Genomic DNA, 24,499 nt, shown 5'->3' with positions numbered 1-24,499 from the left:
TGCGTGTAGCGACACACGCTCGTTAAACGCGTGATTCGCGATATTGCGTGCCTCTCTGCGCGGAATTTATAATCAATCCCTTGCCTTGCTCCCCGAACGAAGGTCACGTGAGTCCCAAGCCATCTATCGCGAAGAATGCGGATTACCACCACGGCAATCTGCGCAATGCGCTCATCGAAGCGGGGCGCAGCGCGCTCATGGAGGTATCGGCGCAAGACCTGAGCCTTCGTTATCTCGCGCGCATGGTGGGCGTATCGGAAGCCGCGCCCTCGCGGCACTTCGCCGGCATCGACGAACTGCTTGCCACGATCGCGGCAAGCGGTTATCGCGACCTCGCTGCGCTGCGCGTTGCGATCCGCGACAGCGAGGATACGGCGCTTGCCAAAGCGTACCGGATGATGCGGGTGTACATCGAGTTTGCGCAGCACCACAATGGGCTGTTCAGTCTGATGATCGGGCCTCGCATCGCGGCGCATCAAGCGTATCCGGAACTCACCGAGGAAAGTAACCGGTCTTTTGGGTTGTTTTCCGAGACGATCGAGGCGCTGGCTATCGAAAGTGGTTGGGCTCAGTCCGATCTCAAGCTCGTGACCCATGCAGCGTGGAGTATGGAGCATGGTCTCGCCACGCTGATCCTGTCGAACCGCGCACCGCGTGCGGACACCAAAGTGGCGATACCCAAGCTGATCGACTTCGTGGTGACGACACTGCTTAGCGCCGTCACGGCGGGCCCGGATCATCTCCAGAGCGTGATAGAGCAATGCGAGCTGGTTCAGAAGCCTGTGGCTACGCGCACAGCGCGAAAGCGGGCCAAAGCGTAGCCGTCGTCGCGGTCGAAAACGAGGCACCGATGACGTGCCCCGGCAGAGAGGCCGGCAACTCCCCACCAAAATCAATCAGGATTATAATAATCCTCTTGATTTGTTGATCCGTGGGAGCCGAAGACGTGGGACATTCGCAAGCTGACAAGATCGCCACCCATCAACGCATCGTCGATGCCGCTGCCAAACGCTTCCGCGAACAAGGGCTGGACGGCATCAGCATCGCTGACCTGATGAAAGATGCGGGCCTGACCGTAGGGGGTTTTTACCGGCATTTCGCTTCCCGTGATGAACTCATCGCCGAGGCTTTCGAGCATGCCCTGCGCGACGTCGAGCCTTGGGAAGCGGCGATGGTCACGTCACCCCGGCAAGCGATGCGCATGTACCTCTCTGATACGCATCGTGACGAGGTGTCGAATAGTTGTCCCGTATCAACGCTCGTGAATGATATGAGCCGCAGCACGGACGACGCGCGCGAGGCCTATACGGCCCGTGTCAAACGCATGGCCGAGTTGATCGCAAAAGCCATACCGACTGAAGACAGCGCGGACAAGCGTGCCGAAGCACATCTCATCATGAGCGCGTGTGTCGGCGCGGTTGCACTGTCGCGCGCCGTGACGGACCCCAAGCTTTCGAAGCAGATTCTCGATGGCGCGTTGAGCCAGATACTCGAACTGCTGTCGCCGAAACGCGCTGCAAAATAACCAAAAGCGGAAGGAGCGGCGAGCATCACCAAAGGTGCGCTCGCCGCTTTTTTCATGCAGACCGCTCGCGCTTCACTGTCGTCTGAACGCCCGACAGATTCAGCAAGCGGCATGCGTTCTCGGCCGTTACTCCAGCCGTCCCGTATCAGTGGAACCGACGGTAACGTCACCACCCCATCCGCCACCGAGCGCGCGAACGAGATTGACGGTCGCCGCCGCCTGAACACCAGTGAGCTGCACGGCCGTCGTTTGCGACTGAAGCACCGTGCGTTCGGCGTCGATCACATCGAGATAGTTGACGGCCCCTTCCCGGTACTGCGTGCGCGAGATCGTCGCCGCCCGCGTCGACGCCTGCACGGCCTCATCCTGCGTCTGGATCTGCTGTTCGAGAATCCGCAAGTCCGACAGGTTGTCTTCGACCTCCTGGAAAGCCTGCAGCACCTGCTGACGATACTTCGCCACGTCTTCGTCGAACACGGCCCGCGCGTTCGCGAGATTCCCTGCGCGACGGCCTCCATCGAAGATCGGCACGGTCAGCGCGGTGCCCGCCAGCGGTCCGAGAATGAACGCCCGGCTGGACCATTTGAAAAGGTCTGCCAGCGTCGCGGACTCGAATCCTGCTGCACCCGTGATGTTCAGCGCAGGAAAATACGCCGCCTTCGCCACGCCGACGCGTGCATTTGCCGCCGCCATCGCCCGCTCGGCAGCCGCAATATCGGGTCGCCGCTCGAGCAGCGCGGACGGCAAACCCGGCGGAATGCGGATCTGCACGGGTCGCAACGGGTTCGATGCCATCGAGAACTCGGACGGCGCCTTGCCCAGAAGAACAGCGAGACTATGCTCGGCCGTCGCCCGTTGCCTCTCTGCCGTCATTGCATCGGAACGTGCCGTTGCCAGTTCGGCTTTGGCGCGAGCGACATCGAGTTCAGCGATGTCACCCGCACCGAACTTCGACTGCACCAGTTTCAGCGCCTGCTCGCGAAGCGACACGTTCTGCGCGTAGACCTGCAGTTCCGCGTCAAGCTCGCGGACCTTGAAGTAGTTCGCAGCGACGTCCGCCTGCAACGAGAGCTGAACCGAGCGCAACAGCGCCTCCGATTGCTCGCTCTCTGCGCGACTCGCCCGCACCGCGTCGGAGACGCGTCCGAACAGGTCCACTTCATAACTCGCGGTCGCCTGAGCGCGCCACAAGGTCTGTGCCGGAATATTCCCACCGTCCGGCTGCAACTGCGAAGCGGGCGAGACCTTTTCCCGGGTGGGTCCAAAGCCTGCGTCGATAGTCGGAAACAGGCCGGCGCGGGTGGCCTGCTGGAGCGCGCGCGCTTCCTTGAGCCGCGCCGCTGCCGCAGCCAGGTTCTGGTTAGCGGCGAGCGCCTGTTCTTCGAGATCGTTGAGAGCGGGATCATCGAAAATCACCCACCACTTCCCGCGCGGAATCTGGTCGGACGGTTGCGCGATTTTCCACGTCCCCGCCTGCCCTTCCGCTGCCGCCGTAGCCGTCGTGACGGGCGCTTCCTTGAAAGCCGCGGAGGCAGCCGAAGCAGGCACCTTGTACTCGGGCGCCAGCGAGCAACCCGCCGTCAGAAGGGCCGCGCTCAACAGCGTCAACGAGCTCCAGAGCGCAACCTTCACTCTATTGTTCGACATGGTGATCCTCACGCTTCGACGGAAGCATCGACACCGCGAACGTGCGGGTGATGTCCGTGTTTGTCCACGATGTGCTCTTTCCTGTCGAGCTTTCGCAGAACGACATAAAAGACGGGTGTCAGCAGCAAGCCGAACAGCGTGACGCCCAGCATCCCAAAGAACACAGCGATACCGATCGCGTGACGCATCTCCGAACCCGCGCCGCTCGACACGACCAGCGGCACCACACCCATGATGAACGCGAAGGACGTCATCAGGATCGGGCGCAAACGCAGCCGGCTTGCTTCGATCGCAGCCTGCACGATCGAGCGCCCTTCCATTTCCAGTTCCCGGGCAAATTCGACAATCAGAATCGCATTCTTCGCGGACAACCCGACCAGCACCATGAGGCCGATCTGCGTGAAGATGTTGTTGTCGCCGTGAGTCAACCAGACGCCGAGCAGCGCGGACAGCACGCTCATCGGTACTATCATCAGAATGGCGAGTGGCAACGTGAGGCTTTCATACATCGCGGCCAACACCATGTAGACGAGCAGAACGCTGATCGGAAACACCCAGAGCGCCGCATTGCCCGCAAGAATCTGCTGATACGTCAGATCGGTCCACTCGAACTTCATCCCTCGCGGCAAGGTTTTGGCGGCGACTTTTTCGATGGCGGCCTGAGCCTGCCCCGACGAATAGCCCGGTGCGGGACCACCGTTGATATCCGCAGCCGTATAGCCGTTGTAGCGGACCACCGAGTCAGGACCGTAGGTTGGCGTGACTTTCACGAGGGTCGACAGCGGCACCATCTCCCCCTTGTCGTTACGCGTCTTCAGCAATCCGATGTCGTCCATGTGCGCGCGGAATGGCGCATCCGCCTGCACGCGCACCTGATAGACACGGCCGAAACGGTTGAAGTCATTCACATAGAACGAACCGAGATACACCTGCATCGTGGTGAAAATGTCGTTCACGGAGATACCCAATTGCTTGGCCTTCACGCGGTCAACGGCGACATTCACTTGCGGCACGTTGATCTGGTACGTCGAGAACGCCGGGCCGAGTTCAGGTGTCTTCGCTGCCTCTTTCAGAAACGACTGGGTCGCGTTGTTGAGCGCGGTATAGCCCTGGGCCTGCTGGTCTTCGATCTGAAGCTTGAAGCCACCCAGCGTGCCCAGACCAAGAACGGGCGGCGGCGGAAACACCGCGACGAACGCCCCCTTGATACCGGACAGTCGCTTGTTCAGTTCGGCGGCAATGCTCAGTCCGTTCATCGACTTGCCTTCACGCTCTTCGAAGGGCGTTTCGCCGAAAAAGATGACGGCCGAACTCGACGAATTGGTGAAGCCGTTGATCGACAAGCCGGGGAACTGCACGGCTGATTCGACGCCGGGTGTCTTCAGCGCGATCTCCCCGACTTCGCGCACCACATCTTCCGTGCGGTCGAGCGACGCGCCGTTGGGCAACTGCACGATGGCGACCAGGTACTGCTTGTCCTGAACGGGAACGAATCCACCCGGCACGACCTTGCTCATGAGCACGGTCAGCCCCAGCAACACGGCATAGATCGCGAGAATAACCACCTTGCGGTTGACGACCTTCGATACGCCGCGGCTATACGACTCGGAGCCGCGATGAAATACCTTGTTGAATGCGTTGAAGAACGGTCCGAACACCCGATCCATTGCACGCGTGAGCCAATCCTTCGGGTCGTGATGTCCTTTGAGCAACAGCGCGGCAAGAGCGGGCGAAAGTGTCAGCGAGTTGAACGCGGAAATGACCGTCGAAATGGCAATGGTCATCGCGAACTGCTTGTAGAACTGGCCCGTCAAGCCGTTCATGAAGGCGAGCGGCACGAACACGGCAATCAGCGTCAGGGCAATGGCGATGATCGGCCCGCTGACCTCCTGCATCGCCTGATGGGTCGCCTCCTTCGGAGTCAGGCCCGTAGAGATATTGCGTTCGACGTTCTCGACCACCACGATCGCGTCGTCGACCACGATGCCGATTGCCAGCACCATGCCGAACAGCGACAGCGCATTGATCGAGAAACCGAACGCAAGCAACAGCGAGAACGTGCCGACAATCGAAACGGGTACGGCGAGCAGCGGGATGATCGACGCGCGCCACGTTTGCAGGAACACGATGACCACCAGCACGACCAGCGCGATGGCTTCCAGCAAGGTGTGAATCACGGCATGAATACTCGAACGCACGAACTGCGTCGGGTCATAGACGATGTCGTACTTCACGCCTTCCGGCATGTCTGCCTGGAGTTGCTTCATCGCCTCGCGAACGTGTTCCGAAATGTCCAGCGAGTTCGCTCCCGGCAACTCGAAGATCGCCATCGCCACCGCCGACTTGTTGTTCAGCAGCGAACGGCGTGCGTATTCGGATGCCCCCATTTCGACGCGCGCGACGTCCTTGAGTCGCGTCACCGCGCCATCGGGCGATGTCTTCAGGACGATGTCGCGGAATTCGTCTTCGGTTTCGAGTCTGCCCTGTGCATTCACGTTGAGTTGCAGCGGCGCATCGGGAGTCGACGGAGACGCACCCACCTGGCCGGCCGCCACCTGAAGGTTCTGGTCGCGGATCGCTGTAACGACATCGTTGGCCGTCATGTTGTGCTCGGCCACCTTCTGCGGATCGAGCCACACGCGCATCGAATAGTCGCCGGAACCCCACAGCGTGACCTGGCCAACGCCGGGAATGCGCTCGAGCCGGTCGCGAACGTTGATCAGCGCATAGTTGCGCAGATACGTGCTGTTGTACTTCTCGCTCGGGGAAACAAGGTGGACAACCATCGTGAGGGTCGGCGACGACTTGATCGTCGTGACCCCGAGGCGTTGCACGTCCTCGGGCAGGCGCGGCAGCGCCTGGTTCACACGCGTCTCCACCTGCTGCTGCGCGAGGTCGGGATTCGTGCCGAGCTTGAACGTGATCGTCGTTGTGAGCGTGCCGTCGCTATTCGCTTGCGACTGCATGTACAGCATGTTTTCAACACCGTTGATCTGTTCTTCGAGCGGCGAAGCCACCGTTTCGGCAATCACCTTCGGATTGGCGCCGGGGTATTGCGCCGTCACCACGACGGACGGAGGGACCACGCCGGGATATTCGGAGATGGGCAGATTGACCATCGAGATCAGCCCCGCCAGCAAGATCATTGCTGACAGGACAGCCGCAAATATCGGGCGTTCGATAAAAAACTTGGAGAGGTTCATGACATTCTCTGGCTAGGCGTGAAGGGCAAGGCGCGATGCGCGCACTCAGGACGCCCTTGTCGTAGAGGCGGTGCCGCCCGACATCTGCACCGGGTTGGGCTTGACGGGATCGCCCGGACGAACGCGCTGTATGCCGTTCACGACGACGCGGTCTCCCGGCTGCAGGCCACCCGTGATGACACGCAAACCCTGATGCTGGTCGCCCAGCTTCACTTCGCGGTATCGGACCTTGTTCTCCGTATCCACCAGCAGCACGAACTTCTTGTCCTGATCGGTCTGAATGGCTGCGTCGTTGACCAGCACGGCCTGATGCGGCACACCGCCGCCCACGCGAGCCCGGACGTAAAGACCCGGGACCAGCACGCCGTCCTCATTGTCGAAACGCGCGCGCACGCGAATCGTCCCGGAACTGGTGTCGAGCCGGTTGTCCACGGAATCGATCACGCCCTGACGCGAATAGCCCGTCTCGTTCGCGAGTCCAACGGAGACGGGTACCGTCACTTTCGAGTCACGGCTGAGAAAGCGCAGGTACGTCTGCTCGTCGACGTCGAACGATGCATAGATGGGCGACGTCGACACCAGCGTTGTCAGCACAGGCGCAGTGGCTCCCGGCGAAACGATGTTGCCAACCGTCAGTTCCGCGCGGGATACGCGTCCCGACACGGGCGCCGTGATGGCGGTGTAGCCCAGATTGATCTGCGCCGCTTCAAGCGCGGCTTTCGCCGCCTTCACGGCTGCCACTGCTTCGCGATTGGCGTTCTGCGCCTGGTCGTAGTCGCGTTTGGCGATGGCGTTGTCCGTCAGCAGCCTTTGCGCGCGAGCCCAGTCCGCCGTCGCATAACCGTTGCGGGACTCCGCCGAAGCCAGTTGCGCTGCTGCCCGGTCGACCTCCGCCTGATATGGACGCGGGTCGATCGTGACGAGCAGGTCGCCCTTTCTGACCATCGCTCCGTCGTGGAAGTGGACGGCGACGATCGTTCCGGAGACGAGCGGCCGGATCTCGACGTTGTTGATGGCCTCGATGCGGCCCGAGTAGGCCTGATAGTCGGTGATGGTCTGCGAGACCACGGGCGCGACATCGACGTCCGCAGCCGGCGGCGCTGCAGCGGCAGCCGCCTCGCTCAGGGGCGCGCTGCCACGCACGTGATAGGTCGCGGCAGTTCCCGCGACAACGACCAGAAAGACCGCGCTGGCGGCAACCAGCCTACGCTTTGACGGCATTTTCAAACTCCCATTTATTGGCTACATGAATCAGGAACGCTTCGGCGCGGAGCCCAGTTCTTTGCTGAAGAAGGCGGCAACGTCAGCCGTGACGTCCTGTCGTGACGCCAGTTCGTAGTGCGCGACGCCGCGGTAGCGTGTGACAGTCGTGGGCACGCCCGCTGCGATCAGCCCGGCGGCGTACCGCTCTGCCTCCACGTGCATCAGGTCGTTTTCCGCGCTTGCGATGAATGCGGCAGGCAGCCCCGCCAGACGCAGGGACTCTATCGGCGCGGCGTAGGGATGAAGCCTCAGCGACGCCAACGGCAGATAGGCTCGATAGCCGGAAGCGCACTCCTCGGCGCACATATCTAGAGTCACCTCATCATCCAGATCAGGGAAGCGCGTCATACTTGGATCGAGCAGCGGCGCAAGCAGCGCCTGGGCGCGCAAACGAAAAGAAGCCCGGTCACGGACCATCGCCGCGAGACCTGTCGCCAGATTGCCGCCTGCGTCGTGCCCGGCAACAGCCATTCGCTTCGCGTCGGCATGAAGCGCGCGCGCATGGGTGACCACCCACTGCGCGGCGAGAAATCCGTCATGGAGCGCGGTAGGAAACGGAAATGCCGGCGCCAGCGAGTAACCCACCGAGACGACCAGCGCATGCACCTGAAGCGCAATCTGCGAGCACATGGGATCGGACTGCTCGGGCGTTCCCTTAACGAATCCGCCGCCGTGAAAGAAAAATATGACAGGCAGCACGTCGCGCCTGCCTGGAGGACGATAGGTACGCAAGCGGATGGCTTGTGCGTGACCATCCAGATCCACGCTCTGAATTTCGATCGCCTGTTCGACATTGATTGACATAGCCTGCAGGCCTGCGCCTTCCCGGATGTTTCGATGCGAGCAATTCTGTTCGAAGACGCCAATCAGATAAATGGTTATAATCCAGAACACTATTCACGGCAGCCGAAGAATCACAGGTATCTCCCGCCCTGCCGCGTCCGAAAGCGAGTTGCAGCTGATTTGTGTGAGGTAAGGGAATATGGACAAGCTCCTGGCGATGAAGGTCTTCACCAAGGTCGTCGAGATGAACAGCTTCGCTCGCGCGGCGGACGCTCTGGACATTCCGCGTGCGTCGGCCACCACCATCATCAAGAATCTGGAAGCGAATCTGCACACGCGCCTGATGCAGCGAACCACGCGCCGCCTGAACCTGACGCCCGAAGGCGCGGGATATTACGAACGCTGCGTGCGGGTGCTGGCCGACATCGACGAGATCGAGGACAGCCTCGCCAATGTCGTCAAAGGCCCTCGGGGCAAACTCCGAGTGGACATGCCCGGTTCGCTGGGGCGCCTGATCGTGATGCCGCGCCTCGAGGAATTTCGCGAGCGGCACCCGCACGTCGAACTCATGCTGGGTTTCGGAGACAGGCAAGTGGACCTGATTCAGGAAGGGGTCGACTGCGCGCTCCGGGTCGGCAATCTGGACGACTCCACCCTGGTTGCGCGGCGGCTCGGCTCTTTGTCGACCATCACGGCCGCCAGTCCGGCCTACCTCGCTCGCTACGGCGAACCTCGCTCACTCGAAGAACTCGAGCAACACGTCGCGGTACATTATTTTTCCAGCCGTACCGGTCGAACCCTGGGCTTGAACTTCGATGTGAATGGCGAAAGCCGGGACATGAAAATGAATGGCGGCCTGGCCGTCAACGATGCGGACGCTTACGTCATGTGCGGCGTCAACGGTGCCGGCATCATTCAGGCGCCATTGTTCATGCTTGCATCGCATATCGAAGCGGGTGATCTCAAGGAAATACTCGCGCCGTGGAAAGTCCGCTCCATGCCGCTGTCTGCCGTCTACCCTCACAACCGGCATCTCGCGCCAAAGGTCCGGGTGTTTGTCGAATGGGTGGCGGAGATTTGCGCACAGTCCCCGCTGGCATTCGCGCGCAACCGTCCTCCGATTGACAGGACCCGCGACGACCCTGCGGTTGCAACCCAATTGCCGCTCCCCGCTGACGAGGTCTATTCCGATGAGATGGACATGGCAGTCAGCACCTGATCGTCGCAATCGATGAAATCAATCGCGACGATTTTTCACTTCATCCGAACACAGATGTCGGCACGTGCATCTTTATCGCTCACGGGCCGCTTCATACACTTGCGCTCACGCTGTGGGCAATCGTGTCCGTCTATCTCCAACGTCACTACTCCACGATGAAATCGACCGTTAAAGCACTCACCATTGCGGCGATCTTCGCCACTCCGCTGTCCAGCTACGCGCAGGCGAGTCAACCGCTCACTCAATCGCCGGTACACACGGCGCCCGTAGCGGCCGATCAAGGCGGCCCCTCGCCACAGAGCCTTCGCACGCCGGGTCATTCAGCCGCCACGGACGAAGCGGGCTTTGGTGGCGACGCGAAAGGTATGTCGCAAACGGGTGGGAGTGGCGATACGACGGTTAGCTCTTATTCACCGCCCATTCGTATCGCACGTTAAGCACAGCAGACAGCCAGCGGGCTCCCGTGCGCGAGCCGCGCTCATACAGAAAGAGGCGTCTCTGCGACACCCCTTCTCGTTGCCGTGCGACACCCCCAGCGTCATGCGCTCGACGTTTCCCTTCCCCACAGACTTGCCGCATACAGGGACTCGTCGAACTCGGCAGGTACGTCAGCGGCGAGCCGTTGCGCGTGCGAATCGATATCGCCGAGAAACAGATCGCGGCTGATGCGGCGAACCACGGCGGGAATATCGCGCTTCATGCTCGGCACATCGCCGACAGGCACGCCCGCGCTGACGAATCCCGCGGGGTTGTACACATGAATGTCCTTCAGATACGGCGCATCGCCCGGAACCTTCTCCTTGTATTCGAGCGCGTGGCCGAGATACGGATGCGCGCCTAGCCCGTCGTCCGCCTCGTTGCTGGACGGTATGAACTGGTCGCGCCACAACAGGATGTGCGACGCGAAGCTGGCCAGCTCGGGACGCGCGGCAGGATCGATGAAATAGCCGGTGCCCGCAATCGCGAAGTCGAAGCGGAACGTCTCGCCGGACACGCCAGCAGTAATCTGCCCCGACGCTTCACGCGCGCTTTCCCACTGCGCGCCGAGGTGCAGATGGAAGTTCTCGAAGCGCGTCACGCGCTCGATTGAATCCGGCGGCGCCGTCGAACCCGAGCGTTTGAAGCGCAGCGCCTGCGCCCAACGCAACGCGTCGGGCAGATCGAAGTAGTTGTCGTATGCGCCCGGATAGGCCCGCGCGCGTGATACGGGCGTGGCCGCGAGCGTCGTATGGCGCGCGAACAGATGCACGTCCGCTGCGCCTGCTTCGAGCGCGGTCGCGGCGGCATCGAACGCAGAGGCCGCTCCCCCCAGCACGGCAACCGACTTGCCACGCAACGCCGCGAAATCGATTGGATCGGACGTATGCGCGACAAGCTGCGGCGGCAAGTTCTTGAGCACCGCCGGCACGAACGCGCCGCCATTGCCCGCGACGCCATTGCACAGCAGCACCTTGCGCGCCGTTTCGACACGCGCGACGCCGTCCACTTCGAGATGGACCGCGAAATGCGTACCCTTCGGTTCGATCCGCACGAGACGCGTGCCGTAGCGAACCGGAATCTCAAGAAACTCGCGATACCACGCGAGATATTCGGCCCAGCGCTCTCGCGGAATGCGGTCGATGTCCTGATACGACGCCACGCCGAAACGCGCTTCGTACCACGCGCGAAAACTCAAACCCGGCAAGCCGCCTTCAGGGCCGACAAGCGTCTTCGGCGTACGCAGCTTGTTCATGCGCGCACGGTTGAGCCATACGCCCGCCTTCGCTGCATCCGCCGCCGCATCGATCACGCTGACGCGGCCAATGCCCGCGCGCCGCAGCGCAAACGCGAACGCACAGCCCGTCTGCCCCGCACCGACGATAAAAACGTTGTGATCGACGCCTGGCCGGTCCGGCACCCAGTTGTCGGGCGCGGGTCCGAGCAGATCGAGCGTACGGAGTGCATCGCGGTCCAGATCGGCAGTCTGTGTCATGGGTCAGTTTCCCTTGTTGGCGGCGTATTGCCGGTGCCATTCCTGCAACCGTTGCGACGGCGGCATGTGCCACTTGTTGCCTTCGTCGATCAGAAAACCGCTGCGATGCCAGTCCTTGACGATCTTGTCGAAGGCGGCAACGGTATCGGTCTGTCCTTTACGCACCCAGATCACGGAAGGCGACGGAATCAGCTGCGTCGGCATCGGCGATTCATAGTACTTCCATTCACCCGATGCGTTCGCAAGACGCGCCTCGATGCCTGGCGTCACGTGGACCGATGCGACGCACGTTCCGCCGCGCAGCGCGAGCAGCGCTTCGGGCATGCCCTTGAATGCCTTGACCTGCGCACCGTATTGCTCGATCAGCGGCTTCGTGTAGTTGCTGCCTTGCGAGACGCAGACGGGCTTGTCGCGCAGATCCTTCCAGTCGTGGATGCCCGCGTCCTTGTGTACCATCGCGCTGCCGCCTATCTCTTCGAAAGGCGTCGGCACGTAGCTAAGTATTTCGTCGCGCTCCTTCGTGTACTGCATGCTGGCGATCAACGCATCCACCTTGCCTTGCTGCAGGAACTGCACGCGGTTCGGCGGCGTCACTTCAATCGCTTCGAACTTCACGCCGAGATGGCTCGCGAGGCTTTCGCTTAGCTCGACGTTGTAGCCGATGGGCTTGCGCGTCGCGGGATCGAGCGTGCCGTAGGTGCCGTCGAGTACGACGCCGACGACCAGCGTGCCGCGCGCCTTGATGCGGTCCAGAGTGGCGTCCGCGTGCGCGATGCCCGTCGATGCGAAGCATGCGACGACGGCGGACAAACACGTGGTTGCGCGCAGCACGCGCTTCGAAAGGCGGTCGATCATGAACGAGTCAGTTCGCGATGAAGATCCGCACCCGACGATGACGCATCGATGCGGAAGTGTTGGAGTTCGTCCGGCGCGCACTGCGCGATGAGGCCCGTTTCCCATGCCAGATAGGCGCGCGCGGCATCGAGATTGCCTTCGTGCCGGTCGTGGACGAAGAACAGATAGTCGATGCGTTCGCTATCCGGCGGCGACGCGGGCGAGGCTTCGAGTGGATAGCCTGCCTGTTTGAAGGTGTCGAGGCCTGCCTCCGCGATCGATACGCTTGTGAAACCGGCTTCGCGAAGATCGAGCGCCGCGAGCGCGGCCAGTTCAGTCGAATCCGCGAATAGCACGATGCGATCGGATCGCGCCGCACTCTCCAGCGTGTCGGGCAACTTCGGACGAATCGACCAGCGCGCGGCCTCTGGATGGCCGCCGCGATGCGCCGCGCTGGAGCGCAGATCGATCAGATGCAAGCCGTGGGTGCCTCGCAGCGTGCGCAGTTCGTTCGCATCGATCAGGCCTTCTGCTATGCCTTGTGTTTCAACAACGGCGCGATGCAATGCGTTCGCCTCTTGCGCTGGAACGAGCGCCGTTTCGATGCCGAGTTGCACAAGCCATGTGGCGATGACAGGCGCGCGCACGCCGTCGTGATCGACCAGCAGCACACGCGCATTGCGCACGCCGATCGTCTGATCGGTCGCCTGAAGAAGCTGGCCGCCCGGCGCGTGTACGGCAGCTCGTACGCCGTCACGCGCGAACTCGTCGGCGCTGCGTATATCGAGAAGATAGGTCGTGCGATCCGTCGCATCGAGCCATGCCTGCGCGCGCTTTGCGTCGAGCGTTTTCAGCGAGAAGCGCTCCGCCAGTCTGGAAGCACGATCACGCGCGGCGGCCAATGCGCGTTCATCGACCGTATCGGGATAACGTCGCACGCTGCCATGCTCGAGCGTGAGGCCCGCAAGCGCCCAGCCTTGCGTGCCGTTTTCCAGCGCGACAACGCGATTCGGCAAACCGAAGCTACGCAGCAATTGCGCACCGATAATGCTGCGCGTCCGACCTGCGCAATGAATGACGACGGGGGTATCGGGATCGCCTGCAAGCGCGCCGATACGGTACGCCAGTTCACCGTTTGGGCAACTCACCGCGCCCGGTATCGTCATCTTCCTGTGTTCTTCGACCGTGCGGCCGTCGAGCAGCACGAGTGGCTTGCCTTCGGCCTGCAAACGCGCGAGTTCCGCCGCTGAAACACGCGGCGTCTCGTACGCATGCTCGACCAGTTCGCCAAAGGTCTTCGACGGCAGGTTCACGCCTTTGAAAAGCGTGTAACCCGCAGCGGACCATCCACGGGCACCACCTTCCAACACAAAAACCCGCGTATAGCCCAACGCATGCAGCCGCCGCGCTGCGCGACGCGCAATCGCTTCGTCGTTCGCGCCATCGTCGAGCAAAACGACGCGTACATTGCGGCGCGGCGCGAGCCGGCTGACGTCGAGTTCCAGCCTGCTATACGGCAGCGGAATCGCGAAGAACGGATGACCTTCGCCGAACTCGCCGGCTTCGCGCACATCGAAAAGCGCGAGTTCGTCGCCGTCGTTCAGCCATTCGCGAACGGTGGTCGCAGGTATCAGCGAAAAACTGTCTGTCATTCGGAGTAGAGGCAATGAAGTGAGAGTGAGCGCGTCTATTGCACGACGCGACGAAACGCCTGCTTCAGATCATCAATCAGATCCGCAGGATCTTCGAGGCCGACATGCAGGCGCACGACGGGCGCGCTGCCCTGCCAGTAGCTGTGTTCACGCACACGCGACGGTGGTGCAATCAATGCAAGGCTTTCGTAGCCGCCCCACGACGCGCCAATGCCGAACAAACGCAGCGCATCGATGAACGCACGCGCCTTGTCGTGATCCGCGTGGTGCAACGCAAACGAAACCAGCCCATTGGCACCCGCAAAATCGCGACGCCAGAGTGCGTGACCGGGATCGTCAGGCAACGCGGGATGAAACACGCGCGCAACCGCATGGCGTTCCGTCTGCAAATACTGCGCGACTTCGAGCGCATTTCGCCCATGCTGCGCGAGGCGCACCGCGAGCGTGCGGATGCCGCGCAGCGCGAGATAGGCATCGTCCGCGCCGACGCTCAGGCCGAGTGCGTCGTGTGTATCGCGCAGCTTACGGGCGAGCGCCGCATTGGCCGTCGATACAGCGCCCTGCATCAGATCAGAATGCCCGCCGAGGTATTTCGTCGTGGCCTGCACCGAGATATCCGCGCCGAGCGCCAGCGGCCGATACAACAGCCCCGCGCCCCATGTGTTGTCAGCCGCGAGCAGGATGCCGCGCTCGCGCGCAAACGCGGCAAGCGCGGGCAGATCGACCACTTCATAAAAGAACGACGATGGCGACTCCGCGTAGATCAGCCGCGTGTTCGGTCTGACGTGCGCTGCGGGCACGCCTTCGCTCGCGCTGAAATAGCTGAACGACACGCCGAGCCGTGTAAGCAGCGGCTCGGCGCGCTCGCGCACTGGTCCATAGACACTGTCCTGCACCACTACATGATCGCCCGGCGACAACAGCGCGATAAACACCAGCGTAATCGCCGACAAACCGGAAGGCGCGAGCAGCACTTCACTTGCGCCCTCGAGTTCACCAATCGCGGTTTCGAGCGCGCGATGCGTCGCCATGCCGTGCCGTCCATACGTACCGACAGATTCGCCCGCTTCGCGCCGATGCTGCAGCTCGACGCGAGCCGCGTCGCTCTCGAAACGCACCGTACTCGTGCGCACGACGGGCACGTTGACGGGCGCCGCGCCGCCTTCGAACGCTGGCGCGCCGGCGCGCAGAACGCGGGTCAGCAAATGGTCGTCCGTTGCCGCCATCAGCCGACCGCCTGCGTCGCGCGTTGCATGTGCGTCGCGTTGTAACGCACGACGGCGCCCGTGCCGGGTTCGAAACCGAGGCGGCCCGTCAGCGTGTCGAGCGGACGGCCATACAGATGGAAATGCAGCGTCGGTTCCGCGCCGCCGACGTGAATGCTGTGGATATCGTCCGGCAGAAACGCGATCGGCACGCCGGGCCGCACGACCACTTCATGCGACAGTTCGAGTTGCGCGCGCTCAGGGTCGCGGCCATCGTCCGTGCGCCGGTAGATACGGTTTAGCTCCGCACCATCGATGGCGGCGATCACGGCCCATGTGTCGTGGTTGTGCGGAATCGTCGTCTTGCCCGGCAGCAGTGAATTCAGATACAGCGCAAAGCCGTCTTCGCCGGGATTGAGCCGGTAGCGCGTCGACGTGTCGCCGCTGTCGCGCTGCGGCGGTGGGAAATCGGCGGCATCGAACAGTGTGCGCTGCGTCGCGAGTTCCAGCAGCCGCGCGCTGATCGCGGCGAGCGCATCACGCGTGACACCTTTGTCGTCAATGATCTTGCGCGCACCGGCAAGCAGCTTCTGCACCGCTTCGCAGCGTTGCGAGGCGACGGCATCGATGGTTTCGTTCGTGATTGTGCTCATGGTCGTGAGGATGATTGATCGTTGAAAATTCACGCGTCGTCTTGCACGCGCCGCCGCGCGCGGCCTGTGCGGTCCTCGCCGCGGGCGCGCTGCAGAAAGAGTCTGGTTCGCTCGTGGATGGGATCGTGAAAAAGCTGTCGTGCGCTGCCGTGCTCGACGATCACGCCGCCTTCCGTGAAAAACACTTCGTCGCTGATGTCTTCGGCAAAGCGCATTTCGTGCGTGACCAGCACGCAGGTCTGCCCTTCGTCGGCCAGTTCACCGATCACGTTCAGCACTTCGCCGACCGTTTCGGGATCGAGCGCCGACGTCACTTCGTCGAACAGAATCAGGTCGGGCCGCATCGCCAGCGTGCGCGCAATCGCGACGCGCTGCTGCTGTCCGCCCGACAGCGCGCCAGGATACGCCTTCGCCTTATCGGCGAGACGTACCTTCGCGAGCAGCGCGTGCGCGTCGCTCTCGGCTTCCGCGCGGCTGCGCCCGAGCACGCGCATCGGCGCGATGATCAGGTTCTCCACCACGTTTAGATGCGGAAACAGGTTGTATTGCTGGAACACAAAACCGATCCGCTTGCGCAGCGCGATGCGTTGCGCGTCTGTTCTCTGCGCGCGCACGTCGATGCCATCGACGTGAATCTCGCCGCTTTGAGGCGAAACCAGTCCGTTGACACAGCGCAAGATCGTCGACTTGCCCGAGCCTGATGGACCGATGATCGACACGGCCTGCCCGCGTCGGACGGACAGATCGATGCCATTGAGCACGGCCGTGTTGCCATAGGCGAGGCGCACGTCGCGCAGCGCCAGCAGCGCGTCTTCCGCGCCGCGTATCTTCGCGAGTGCCGCCTGTTCATCGATGGCAATGCGGTTCATACGGCCTCCGTAGCGAGTGTGCGCGATGCGTCCTTGCCGACGCTGTGATGCGTGGGCTCCGCGACAACCGCCGCGTTGGGCGCGAGGCCGATACGCGCTGCACGCGCCGAAACAATGAGTTCTGTCATCGCTGTCCTGTCGTCAGTGCTGATTGGCCGAACCAACGCATCGACGTCGAACGCCCACTCAGCAGCCGATCATTCTAGAAACGCCAACGTCATTCGCTAACCAACGAATCGGCGAAACCATATGCGGCGATCTGCTATGTGTACGAAAACCGCGCCTCGGCATTCGGCGCCGCGCTTTAACGTCTGTGTACTTTGCTTAGCAGATTCATTTCGTTTGCTGCGCATCGGGATTGGCATAGCGTATGCCGTCGCAGTGGCGCATTCACTGCCACGACGCATGCGCCCATTCCTTTCATTTATCCGATCGCTCATGACATCCAGCAAAGCGGCATATAACAAACGATTCGCGGCTCTCTCCCTGGTTACGGCCCTTTCCGCTGCGGCAATCAGTACACCCGTTCACGCGGACCAGACGCTCGACAAGATCAATTCGCGCCATGAAATCGCGGTCGGCGTGCTGATTGGGGGCAGCCCATTCGGCTCGCTCGATCCGCAAACGCAGCAGCCGCGCGGCATGAACGTCGATCTCGCCAACGATATCGGCAAGCGCCTCGGCGTGAAGGTACAACTGGTGTCCGTGCAACCATCGACACGCGTGCAGTTCCTGCAGCAGGGCAAGGTCGATATCCTGATTGCGAACATGGAATTCAACGCGCAGCGCGGCGAGATTCTCGATCACGTGCCGACGCCGTATTACCGCGTCGGCGGCACGGCCATTACGCCGAAATCGAGCGGCATTACGAAGTGGGAAGACCTGCGCGGCAAGCCCGTGTGCATTTCGCAGGGCAGCAGTTATATCCGGCCTGTGGTCGAGAAGTACGGTGCCGTGCCGCGCGCGTTCCCCGGCTCGTCCCAATCGCTGCTCGCGCTGCGCGGCGGCAGTTGCGTCGCGGCCGTGCATGACGCCGCACCGCTGCTTTATCCGCTACAGCAGCGTGATCCCGAATGGCGTGACTACCGCACGCTGCAACCGGAACTCGAGCCTGCGCCGTCGGTGATCTGGGTACGGCAAGGCGAAAAGGACACGGCAGCGAAGCTCGATGCGATCGTGCGCGACTGGCATCGCACGGGCTGGCTGATCGACGATGAAGCGAAAAACGGCCTGACGCCGCCATCGCCGGCGCTGGCCGAGTGGCATCACCAATTGCCTGCTGAGCAGTGAGCATGGCTGTCTCGCTTCATGCTTTCATCGACGCCGCCGCGCGTGCCGGCCTCGACTATCGCTTTCTGCTGGACGCCTACGAGCGCGTGCCGTTTCTGCAGGGGATCGTGGTGAGCATCGAACTGGTCATCGCGACGATGTTCGGGAGCGCGCTCGCGGGCTTGCTGCTGCTCATCGCGCTGCGTCATCGCCATGCATGGATCGCGGCGCCGGCGCGCGCCTTCGTCGATCTCACGCGCAATACACCGACGCTCGTTCAGCTGTACTGTGCGTTTCTCGTGCTGAACATGCTGATCACGCAATGGCTGCGCGAAAGCCACATCGACAACCCGTTCAAGCCGTTCTTCTGGGTCGTGCTGGTGTTGTCGCTGCACAAGGGTGCGTTTCATGCGGAAGCACTGCGCGCGGGCTTCGACGCGTTGCCCGTGCAAACGCTCGAAGGTGCGGCCTCGCTCGGCTTCGATCGCAGGACGCGCTTCTGGCGCATCGAATTGCCGCTGGCGCTTCGCACGGCATTGCCGGCGCTCGTGAACAACTTCGTCGAACTGGTCAAGGCGACGGCGCTTGCATCGGCGATTGCCGTAGGCGACGTCACGTATCAGTCGATCATGATCTGGACGCAGCGCGACAACGTGCTCGCGTTGATGATCGTCATTCTGTTGTTCTTTGGTTTGCTGACATGGCTGGTCAGCCTTGCGGGGCGCTGGCTCGAACGACGTTTATGGATTCCCGGTTATGGCGCCTAGATCGGCTGCATCGCCCTTTTCCGATATCGAATCGCGCCGCGATGGGCATGCACGCCGCATCACGCGTGTACGCGGACCTGCCCCTGGCATCGCCGCCGCGCTCGGCGTGCTGATTGTCGGCGCACTGCTCTGGACGTTTGCGCCTGACTCGGGCTCGCGAGGCGAAACGCTCGCGCGCTTCGTCGAGTGGACACCCGCGCTCGTGCATGGCTTCGCGTTGAACGTACTGATCAGCGTCGGCGCGGTTGCGATCGGCTCGGTCCTCGGTCTTGCGATTGGAGCGCTCGGACTCGCGCCCTCGCTGCCGGGACGCATCGCACGATTCTGGGTTCAGGCTTTTCGCAATGCGCCGTGGCTGGTGCTCGTCTATTTCACGACTTATGTCTTTCCGTTCGAGTTCACCTTATTCGGCAAGACGCTGCCGTTTCCGGACTGGCTGAAGGTGACGCTCGCGCTCGCGCTGCCCGCAAGCGCCAACATCGCCGAGGTATTTCGCGGCGCGGTTGCATCGATACCGACCACGCAATGGGAAGCCGCCGGTTCACTGGCATTCTCGCGCGCGCAGATTCTGCGGCATATCGTGCTGCCACAATGCGTGCGCCGCATGTTGCCGCCATGGATGAACGTCTATGCCATCATCACGATGGGCACCGCCTTGTCATCGCTGGTCGGCATCCACGATCTGATCGACACCGCGCAAGTCGCAAGCAGCACAGTAGCGAGGTCGAGCTTCACCGTCCTCACCTATCTGGCGACGCTGGTTATTTTCTTCACCTACTGCTATCCAATCTCGCTCTTCACCCGATGGCTCGAGAAGCGCATTGCCAATCCTTAGATATCTTTGCTCGCAGGGCAGATGCAATGCGATGCCAGGCCACCTCTAACGAACTCCACGAAAATCCGACACGACGGCAGGACCGCACGGCACAATCCTGTTGACCCTGCCCTTGGGGTCACCCTCATGCTAACTGGCACTCGTCAACTAACAGAGAGGTGACTGATGACTTCTTCCACCCGCTGTCTGACCGCGTCAGAGGCAGCCAGAAGACTCGGCGTATCCGCCAAGGCGTTACGGCTTTACGAACAGCAAGGGTTGCTGCGTCCGGGCCGAACGGCAGCGGGATATCGGTCGTACCGTGACAGCGATATGGCCCGTGCCACCGAAGTCGTCGGCCTGCGCGCGCTCGGTCTCAGCCTTGCCGAAGTGGCCCGCGTTCTGGATGGTGATCCTCGAGGTTTGGGCGCCGCGTTGGCGGCGCACGAAACCGCACTGGGAAATCAGGTTCGCGAACTGGTCGCGAGGCTCGACAAGGTGCGAAGGCTCCAGTCCGATCTCGCGCAAGGCCAGTTACCGGGCGGCGGAGAACTGGCCGGGCTGCTCGATCGGACCGGCCCGAGTGTCGGTTTCGAGCTGCCGTGGCCTTGGGGCGCGGAATGGTTCGAGTTGCGGGACATTCGCCCTGTGAACTACATCATCGGATCGCTGGGAAGCGGGAAGACACGGCTCGCGCGGCGCCTCGCGCAAACGCTGGAAGGCGCGGTGTTCCTCGGTCTCGACCGGCTCGACAATGAAGGCGCCTCGGCAGCTGCGTTGCTGAACGGCGATGCCGATCTCAAGTCGCGCGTCGATCAGGCGTTGGCGTGGCTCGTCGATGAAGGCGCAAGCGTGGGCGCTTCCAACGCGCTGATCGCTTTGCTCGTCACGCTGGAAGGTGAAGCGCTTCATCCGCTGATCGTCGATATGATCGAACAGGATCTCGATCAATCCACCCAGGAAGCGCTTATCACCTATCTGCGCCATCGCGCGAAAACATCGCGACGCCCCGTCTTCCTGCTGACGCGCTCGACGGCCATCCTGGATCTCGCGTTAGTCGGACCCGACGAAGCCATCATTCTTTGCCCCGCTAATCACAGTCCGCCCACGCGCGTGGCACCTTACCCGGGTGCGCCAGGCTACGAAGCTGTCGCCACTTGCCTGGCATCGCCCGAGGTGCGTGCGAGAGTCGCGCGCAGTCCGGAAACAGCGTGACCGTCGTCCGCACGGCGTTTGCAGGCAAGCGCTTATCCCGCAAGCGGTTCGACCTCACGCGTGTACCCGGCGGCGCCCTCCTCCTTCGCGCGCCGCAACGACGGAGCGGACGACATCAGCAAGCGCGTGTAAGCGTGACGTGGCGCGACGAAGAGACGCTGCGCGTCACCCGCTTCGACAACGCGTCCGTCCTTGAACACGAGAACGCGATCGCTGACATGCCGGATCACGTCGAGATCGTGCGAAATGAACAGCAGCGACAAACCCAGCTCAGCCTGCAACGTGCCGAGCAGATCGAGCACCTGCGCCTGCACGTACACATCGAGCGCCGACACCGGCTCGTCGCAGACGATCAGCGTCGGCTGCGGTGCAATCGCGCGAGCGATCGCCACACGCTGCCGCTGTCCGCCCGACAGCGATAGCGGCCGCCGTTCGAGATAACGCGCATCGAGCCCGACCTGTTCGAGCAGTTCGACGCTACGGTCCCGCACCTGCTGCGTGCCCAGGCCCGACGCCGACAACGCTTCGTCGAGCAATTGCCGCACGCAGTAGCGAGGATCGAACGAACTGAGCGGATCTTGCGGAATGTACTGCAGCTTCGAGCGCAGCGCGCGGCGCGCCGGTTCGCGCACGCCCTCGCCATTCCACTGCGTGCCGAAAAAGCGCACACAGCCCGCCGACGGCGTCGCGAGCCCCAACACGAGCTTCGCGCAGGTGCTCTTGCCCGAACCCGATTCGCCGACGATGCCGACCACTTCGCCGCGCTGCACGTCGAACGACACGTCGTCGAGCGCGACGAAATCGCCCGTGTCGGCTCCGCCGTCCGCTGTCCCTTTGCGCGCGCCTCGCCACCCATAGCGCTTGCCGAGCGCTTCGACCTGCAACAGCGTCTCGCGCGCAGCGCCTTGCCGCGGCGGTAACGGGTCGCGCACGATCAGCGACGCGACATCGGAACGCCCCTTCGGCGCACTGTGCGCGCCCGCATCGAGACGCGCCGACGTCAGCCGCTGCCCGCGCGAACGCGCGGACGGCTGAGCGGCGATCAGCCTGCGTGTGTAGGCATGCGCGGGATTCGTCAACACGTCGAGCGTCGCGCCGCTTTCGACGACCTCGCCGCGATGCATGACCAGCACGCGGTCCGCCACCTCCGCCACGACGGCCAGATCGTGAGAGACCAGCAGCATGCCGACGCCCTCGCGCAGGCGCGCGGCGAGCACGTCGAGAATCTGCGCCTGCACGGTCACGTCGAGCGCGGTGGTCGGCTCGTCGGCGATCACGAGCGCCGGGCCCGCGACGATCGCCGACGCGATCAACGCCCGCTGCCGCAAGCCACCTGACAACTCATGCGCGTACTGCTGCGCGCGGCGCTCCGGCTCCGGCATGCCGACGTCGCGCATCGTCTCATGCACGCGCGCCCGGCGTGCCTTGCGCGAGCCCGACGGCGTGTGCAGCGCAAGCGTCTCTTCGATCTCGGCGCCGACCGTGCGCAACGGATCGAGCGACACCAGCGCGTCCTGCATCACGAGGCCAGCGAACCCGCCGCGTACGCTGCGCCAGTCGCGTTCGCGGAACTGCAATGCGTGTCGTCCGTCGATCACGAACTGCTGCGCCGCGATTCGCGCGCCGTGGCCGGCAAGGCCGATCAGGCTGCGCGCCGTCAAACTCTTCCCCGAGCCCGACTCGCCGACCAGCGCCACGCATTCGCCCGCGCGAATCGTCAGATCGACGCCCCGCACCAACGGCTGGCCGTCGTTCGCATCGGCAAAACCGATCTCGAGTCCGCGCACGTCGACGAGCGTGCGCGCGGTGGAGAAATCGTTCTTCATCGCGCTTTGACTCCATAGACGCGGGACAGATGTTTGCCGATCACGGAAAACGCGACCACCGTCAGCGTGATCGCCATGCCGGGAAACACACTCGGCCACCACGCGACGCGCAGCACGTCGCGGCCTTCGGCGAGCATCACGCCCCATTCGGGCGTCGGCGGTTGCGGGCCGAGACCGAGGAAGCTGAGACCGGAGACGGCGATGATCGCGCTGCCGATATCGATGGTCGCGATGACGGGCACGGCCGCCAGCACGTTCGGCAGGATGTGGCGCAGAAAAACCTGGCGGCGCGACAGGCCCCAGACGACGGCATGCGTCACGTAATCGGCGCGGCGCACCACCAGCGTCTGCGCGCGCAGCACGCGCCCGAACTTCGGAATGCCCGCAATGCCGACGGCCACCGCGATGTTGACGATGCCCTGGCCGAGAAAGGTCACGACGAACAGCGACAGCAGAACAGGGGGAAACGCCGACAGCACGTCGAATACGCGCGACGCGCTCTCGTCGACGGCACGCCGCCCGAGCCCCGCCGTCATGCCGACCACGAGACCGATCAGCAGACTGACGATCATGCTGGCAAGGCCGATCAGCAGCGAATAGCGCGCGCCATAGACGACGCGCGCAAACACGTCGCGGCCGATGCGATCCGTCCCGAACCAGTGCCCGGCGCCGGGCGCCTGCATCGCGTGCGCGACATCGCTGACGAGCGGATCGTAAGGCGTGACGACACGCGGAAAGGCCATCGCGAAAGCGAGCGCGACGAGAAACGCAGCCGACACCAGCACGGCTGCGGGCAGCCGCTTCGCAAGCAGTGACCGGCGCTGCTGTCCAACGGCAACAGATGAGAGTTCGCTCATGATGCACGCAGCCTGGGATCGATGAACAGATACAGCACGTCGAGCAGCGTCGAGATCGCGACATGCACGAAGGCGGCCAGCAGCACGACGGCGAGCACGACGGGCACGTCCTGCGACGTCACCGCCGTCAGCGTCACGCTGCCGATGCCCGGACGGCCGAACATCTTCTCGGTGATCACCGCGCCGCCCAGCAGGCCGCCGATCAGCCAGCCGCCCAGCGTGACGACGGGCAATAACGCATGGCGCAACACATGCCGCGTGCGCAGCGCGAGTTCGGACACGCCGCGCGCCCTCACCGTCGTCACGAAGGGCCGTTCGAACACGGACTCCAGCGCCTCGCGCATGACCTGCGACAGCACGCCTGCCGTCGGCAGCGCGAGCGTGACGGCGGGCAGCACGAGCGAGCGCCAGCCGGCCGCGCCCGACACCGGAAACAGCCGCCAGTGAAACGAGAACACGATCAGCAGCAACAGCCCGAGCCAGAACACCGGCGACGACGTGAACAGCAATTCCAGCGCCGACGCGACGCGGCTCGCCCAGGCGCCGCGCCCCGCAACGACACCCGCCGTCGAGGTCGCGACGAGCAACGCGAGAACGATGGCGAGCAAGCCCGCTGCGCACGCGAGCTGGATGGTCGGCCACAACTGGCTGCCGAGCACGGCGAGCACCGGCTGCTGCATGACGAACGACGTGCCGAGGTCGCCGCGCGCGAGGCGCAGCAGGAACTCTCCGTATTGCCACGGCAGACTGTGATCGAGGCCCCACTGCGCGGCGATCGCCTCGCGCAGGCCCGGATACGCGAGGTCGCCCGCCAGCACGTCTTCGATCCGGCCCGGCAGCGCGTGTATCGCGAGGAACGCCGTGGTCGCCGCGAGCCACATCACCAGTACGCCCGTCAAGACGCGCGTGACGATCTGCTTCAGCAC

22 protein-coding genes are annotated in these 24,499 nt (G+C 63.2%); 8 read left to right on the top strand and 14 right to left on the bottom strand.

The genetic code is table 11. The annotated features are described in order from the left end of the window. Positions 1 to 107 precede the first annotated feature (107 nt). Positions 108 to 821, top strand: a complete 714-nt coding sequence (locus tag BLT65_RS09325) for a TetR/AcrR family transcriptional regulator (RefSeq protein ID WP_091777183.1) — start codon at positions 108 to 110, stop codon at positions 819 to 821. Positions 822 to 946: 125 nt separating this feature from the next. Then, positions 947 to 1,525 (top strand): TetR/AcrR family transcriptional regulator, encoded by a 579-nt coding sequence (locus BLT65_RS09320; protein WP_042304752.1) that lies wholly within the window; start codon positions 947 to 949, stop codon positions 1,523 to 1,525. 126 nt (positions 1,526 to 1,651) lie between these two features. Here BLT65_RS09320 and BLT65_RS09315 read toward each other — a convergent pair whose 3' ends face one another. From BLT65_RS09315 to BLT65_RS09300, 4 genes are read right to left on the bottom strand one after another with little or no spacing between them, the layout of a single operon-like run. Next, on the bottom strand, positions 1,652 to 3,172 hold the full coding sequence (locus BLT65_RS09315; RefSeq protein WP_091777181.1) for an efflux transporter outer membrane subunit: 1,521 nt from the start codon (positions 3,170 to 3,172) through the stop codon (positions 1,652 to 1,654). An 8-nt stretch (positions 3,173 to 3,180) separates the two neighbouring features. Continuing rightward, entirely contained in the window at positions 3,181 to 6,375 is a 3,195-nt protein-coding gene (locus BLT65_RS09310; RefSeq protein ID WP_042304594.1) for an efflux RND transporter permease subunit, read from the bottom strand. 45 nt (positions 6,376 to 6,420) lie between these two features. Continuing rightward, entirely contained in the window at positions 6,421 to 7,596 is a 1,176-nt protein-coding gene (locus BLT65_RS09305) for an efflux RND transporter periplasmic adaptor subunit (protein ID WP_042304595.1), read from the bottom strand. 30 nt (positions 7,597 to 7,626) lie between these two features. Further along, positions 7,627 to 8,442 (bottom strand): alpha/beta hydrolase, encoded by an 816-nt coding sequence (locus tag BLT65_RS09300; RefSeq protein WP_091777179.1) that lies wholly within the window; start codon positions 8,440 to 8,442, stop codon positions 7,627 to 7,629. A 178-nt stretch (positions 8,443 to 8,620) separates the two neighbouring features. Between BLT65_RS09300 and BLT65_RS09295 the strand changes: the two genes are divergently transcribed. Together BLT65_RS09295 and BLT65_RS46400 are read left to right on the top strand one after the other, a co-directional pair. Beyond that, the gene (locus BLT65_RS09295) at positions 8,621 to 9,640 is read left to right on the top strand and encodes a LysR family transcriptional regulator (RefSeq protein WP_091777177.1); all 1,020 of its coding nucleotides are present in this window, start codon (positions 8,621 to 8,623) and stop codon (positions 9,638 to 9,640) included. A 155-nt stretch (positions 9,641 to 9,795) separates the two neighbouring features. After that, positions 9,796 to 10,077, top strand: coding sequence for a hypothetical protein (locus BLT65_RS46400; protein ID WP_143036500.1), 282 nt, complete (start codon positions 9,796 to 9,798; stop codon positions 10,075 to 10,077). 101 nt (positions 10,078 to 10,178) lie between these two features. Here the strand turns inward: BLT65_RS46400 and BLT65_RS09290 are convergent, their stop codons facing one another. From BLT65_RS09290 to BLT65_RS48395, 7 genes are read right to left on the bottom strand one after another with little or no spacing between them, the layout of a single operon-like run. Further along, the gene (locus BLT65_RS09290; protein ID WP_091777175.1) at positions 10,179 to 11,612 is read right to left on the bottom strand and encodes an NAD(P)-binding domain-containing protein; all 1,434 of its coding nucleotides are present in this window, start codon (positions 11,610 to 11,612) and stop codon (positions 10,179 to 10,181) included. Positions 11,613 to 11,615: 3 nt separating this feature from the next. Beyond that, positions 11,616 to 12,467 carry a transporter substrate-binding domain-containing protein gene (locus tag BLT65_RS09285; RefSeq protein ID WP_091777173.1) on the bottom strand — a complete coding sequence of 284 codons (852 nt, stop codon included), beginning with the start codon at positions 12,465 to 12,467 and terminating at the stop codon, positions 11,616 to 11,618. Then, positions 12,464 to 14,098 carry a rhodanese-like domain-containing protein gene (locus BLT65_RS09280; protein ID WP_091777171.1) on the bottom strand — a complete coding sequence of 545 codons (1,635 nt, stop codon included), beginning with the start codon at positions 14,096 to 14,098 and terminating at the stop codon, positions 12,464 to 12,466. The genes BLT65_RS09285 and BLT65_RS09280 overlap by 4 nt, the downstream gene beginning before the upstream one ends. Positions 14,099 to 14,133: 35 nt before the next feature. Next, positions 14,134 to 15,324 carry a cystathionine beta-lyase gene (gene metC / locus BLT65_RS09275; protein WP_091777169.1) on the bottom strand — a complete coding sequence of 397 codons (1,191 nt, stop codon included), beginning with the start codon at positions 15,322 to 15,324 and terminating at the stop codon, positions 14,134 to 14,136. Continuing rightward, a complete protein-coding gene (locus BLT65_RS09270) occupies positions 15,324 to 15,956 on the bottom strand; it encodes a cysteine dioxygenase family protein (RefSeq protein WP_091777167.1) in 633 nt (210 codons plus the stop codon). Before BLT65_RS09270 ends, metC begins: the two co-directional genes overlap by 1 nt. A gap of 29 nt (positions 15,957 to 15,985) precedes the next feature. Further along, positions 15,986 to 16,825 carry an amino acid ABC transporter ATP-binding protein gene (locus BLT65_RS09265; protein WP_091777165.1) on the bottom strand — a complete coding sequence of 280 codons (840 nt, stop codon included), beginning with the start codon at positions 16,823 to 16,825 and terminating at the stop codon, positions 15,986 to 15,988. Then, the gene (locus tag BLT65_RS48395; RefSeq protein WP_279634446.1) at positions 16,822 to 16,953 is read right to left on the bottom strand and encodes a hypothetical protein; all 132 of its coding nucleotides are present in this window, start codon (positions 16,951 to 16,953) and stop codon (positions 16,822 to 16,824) included. Before BLT65_RS48395 ends, BLT65_RS09265 begins: the two co-directional genes overlap by 4 nt. 310 nt (positions 16,954 to 17,263) lie before the next feature. Between BLT65_RS48395 and BLT65_RS09260 the strand changes: the two genes are divergently transcribed. From BLT65_RS09260 to BLT65_RS09245, 4 genes are all read left to right on the top strand, one after another. Beyond that, the gene (locus BLT65_RS09260) at positions 17,264 to 18,115 is read left to right on the top strand and encodes a transporter substrate-binding domain-containing protein (RefSeq protein WP_091777159.1); all 852 of its coding nucleotides are present in this window, start codon (positions 17,264 to 17,266) and stop codon (positions 18,113 to 18,115) included. Positions 18,116 to 18,117: 2 nt separating this feature from the next. Continuing rightward, positions 18,118 to 18,861 carry an amino acid ABC transporter permease gene (locus BLT65_RS09255; RefSeq protein ID WP_091777157.1) on the top strand — a complete coding sequence of 248 codons (744 nt, stop codon included), beginning with the start codon at positions 18,118 to 18,120 and terminating at the stop codon, positions 18,859 to 18,861. Next, on the top strand, positions 18,851 to 19,696 hold the full coding sequence (locus tag BLT65_RS09250) for an amino acid ABC transporter permease (protein ID WP_091777155.1): 846 nt from the start codon (positions 18,851 to 18,853) through the stop codon (positions 19,694 to 19,696). The genes BLT65_RS09255 and BLT65_RS09250 overlap by 11 nt, the downstream gene beginning before the upstream one ends. A gap of 165 nt (positions 19,697 to 19,861) precedes the next feature. Beyond that, complete coding sequence (locus BLT65_RS09245) at positions 19,862 to 20,890, top strand: MerR family transcriptional regulator (protein ID WP_091777152.1); 1,029 nt, start codon at positions 19,862 to 19,864, stop codon at positions 20,888 to 20,890. 32 nt (positions 20,891 to 20,922) lie between these two features. Here BLT65_RS09245 and BLT65_RS09240 read toward each other — a convergent pair whose 3' ends face one another. From BLT65_RS09240 to BLT65_RS09230, 3 genes are read right to left on the bottom strand one after another with little or no spacing between them, the layout of a single operon-like run. Next, on the bottom strand, positions 20,923 to 22,716 hold the full coding sequence (locus BLT65_RS09240) for a dipeptide ABC transporter ATP-binding protein (protein WP_091777150.1): 1,794 nt from the start codon (positions 22,714 to 22,716) through the stop codon (positions 20,923 to 20,925). Then, positions 22,713 to 23,573 (bottom strand): ABC transporter permease, encoded by an 861-nt coding sequence (locus tag BLT65_RS09235; protein WP_091777148.1) that lies wholly within the window; start codon positions 23,571 to 23,573, stop codon positions 22,713 to 22,715. The genes BLT65_RS09240 and BLT65_RS09235 overlap by 4 nt, the downstream gene beginning before the upstream one ends. Next, positions 23,570 to 24,499 (bottom strand): ABC transporter permease, encoded by a 930-nt coding sequence (locus BLT65_RS09230; protein ID WP_091777146.1) that lies wholly within the window; start codon positions 24,497 to 24,499, stop codon positions 23,570 to 23,572. Before BLT65_RS09230 ends, BLT65_RS09235 begins: the two co-directional genes overlap by 4 nt.

The sequence above is a fragment of the Paraburkholderia steynii genome, assembly GCF_900100565.1.
Lineage (GTDB): Bacteria > Pseudomonadota > Gammaproteobacteria > Burkholderiales > Burkholderiaceae > Paraburkholderia > Paraburkholderia terrae.
This window is presented reverse-complemented; position numbering and strand designations above follow the sequence as displayed.

Excerpts from the sequence above, each read along its gene's own strand:
- BLT65_RS09315 (WP_091777181.1), bottom strand. The coding sequence starts at position 3,172 with ATGTCGAACAATAGAGTGAAGGTTGCGCTCTGGAGCTCGTTGACGCTG.
- BLT65_RS09310 (WP_042304594.1), bottom strand. The coding sequence starts at position 6,375 with ATGAACCTCTCCAAGTTTTTTATCGAACGCCCGATATTTGCGGCTGTC.
- BLT65_RS09305 (WP_042304595.1), bottom strand. The coding sequence starts at position 7,596 with ATGCCGTCAAAGCGTAGGCTGGTTGCCGCCAGCGCGGTCTTTCTGGTC.
- BLT65_RS09300 (WP_091777179.1), bottom strand. The coding sequence starts at position 8,442 with ATGTCAATCAATGTCGAACAGGCGATCGAAATTCAGAGCGTGGATCTG.
- BLT65_RS09295 (WP_091777177.1), top strand. The coding sequence starts at position 8,621 with ATGGACAAGCTCCTGGCGATGAAGGTCTTCACCAAGGTCGTCGAGATG.
- BLT65_RS46400 (WP_143036500.1), top strand. The coding sequence starts at position 9,796 with ATGAAATCGACCGTTAAAGCACTCACCATTGCGGCGATCTTCGCCACT.
- BLT65_RS09290 (WP_091777175.1), bottom strand. The coding sequence starts at position 11,612 with ATGACACAGACTGCCGATCTGGACCGCGATGCACTCCGTACGCTCGAT.
- BLT65_RS09285 (WP_091777173.1), bottom strand. The coding sequence starts at position 12,467 with ATGATCGACCGCCTTTCGAAGCGCGTGCTGCGCGCAACCACGTGTTTG.
- BLT65_RS09280 (WP_091777171.1), bottom strand. The coding sequence starts at position 14,098 with ATGACAGACAGTTTTTCGCTGATACCTGCGACCACCGTTCGCGAATGG.
- metC (WP_091777169.1), bottom strand. The coding sequence starts at position 15,324 with ATGGCGGCAACGGACGACCATTTGCTGACCCGCGTTCTGCGCGCCGGC.
- BLT65_RS09270 (WP_091777167.1), bottom strand. The coding sequence starts at position 15,956 with ATGAGCACAATCACGAACGAAACCATCGATGCCGTCGCCTCGCAACGC.
- BLT65_RS09265 (WP_091777165.1), bottom strand. The coding sequence starts at position 16,825 with ATGAACCGCATTGCCATCGATGAACAGGCGGCACTCGCGAAGATACGC.
- BLT65_RS48395 (WP_279634446.1), bottom strand. The coding sequence starts at position 16,953 with ATGACAGAACTCATTGTTTCGGCGCGTGCAGCGCGTATCGGCCTCGCG.
- BLT65_RS09260 (WP_091777159.1), top strand. The coding sequence starts at position 17,264 with ATGACATCCAGCAAAGCGGCATATAACAAACGATTCGCGGCTCTCTCC.
- BLT65_RS09255 (WP_091777157.1), top strand. The coding sequence starts at position 18,118 with ATGGCTGTCTCGCTTCATGCTTTCATCGACGCCGCCGCGCGTGCCGGC.
- BLT65_RS09250 (WP_091777155.1), top strand. The coding sequence starts at position 18,851 with ATGGCGCCTAGATCGGCTGCATCGCCCTTTTCCGATATCGAATCGCGC.
- BLT65_RS09245 (WP_091777152.1), top strand. The coding sequence starts at position 19,862 with ATGACTTCTTCCACCCGCTGTCTGACCGCGTCAGAGGCAGCCAGAAGA.
- BLT65_RS09240 (WP_091777150.1), bottom strand. The coding sequence starts at position 22,716 with ATGAAGAACGATTTCTCCACCGCGCGCACGCTCGTCGACGTGCGCGGA.
- BLT65_RS09235 (WP_091777148.1), bottom strand. The coding sequence starts at position 23,573 with ATGAGCGAACTCTCATCTGTTGCCGTTGGACAGCAGCGCCGGTCACTG.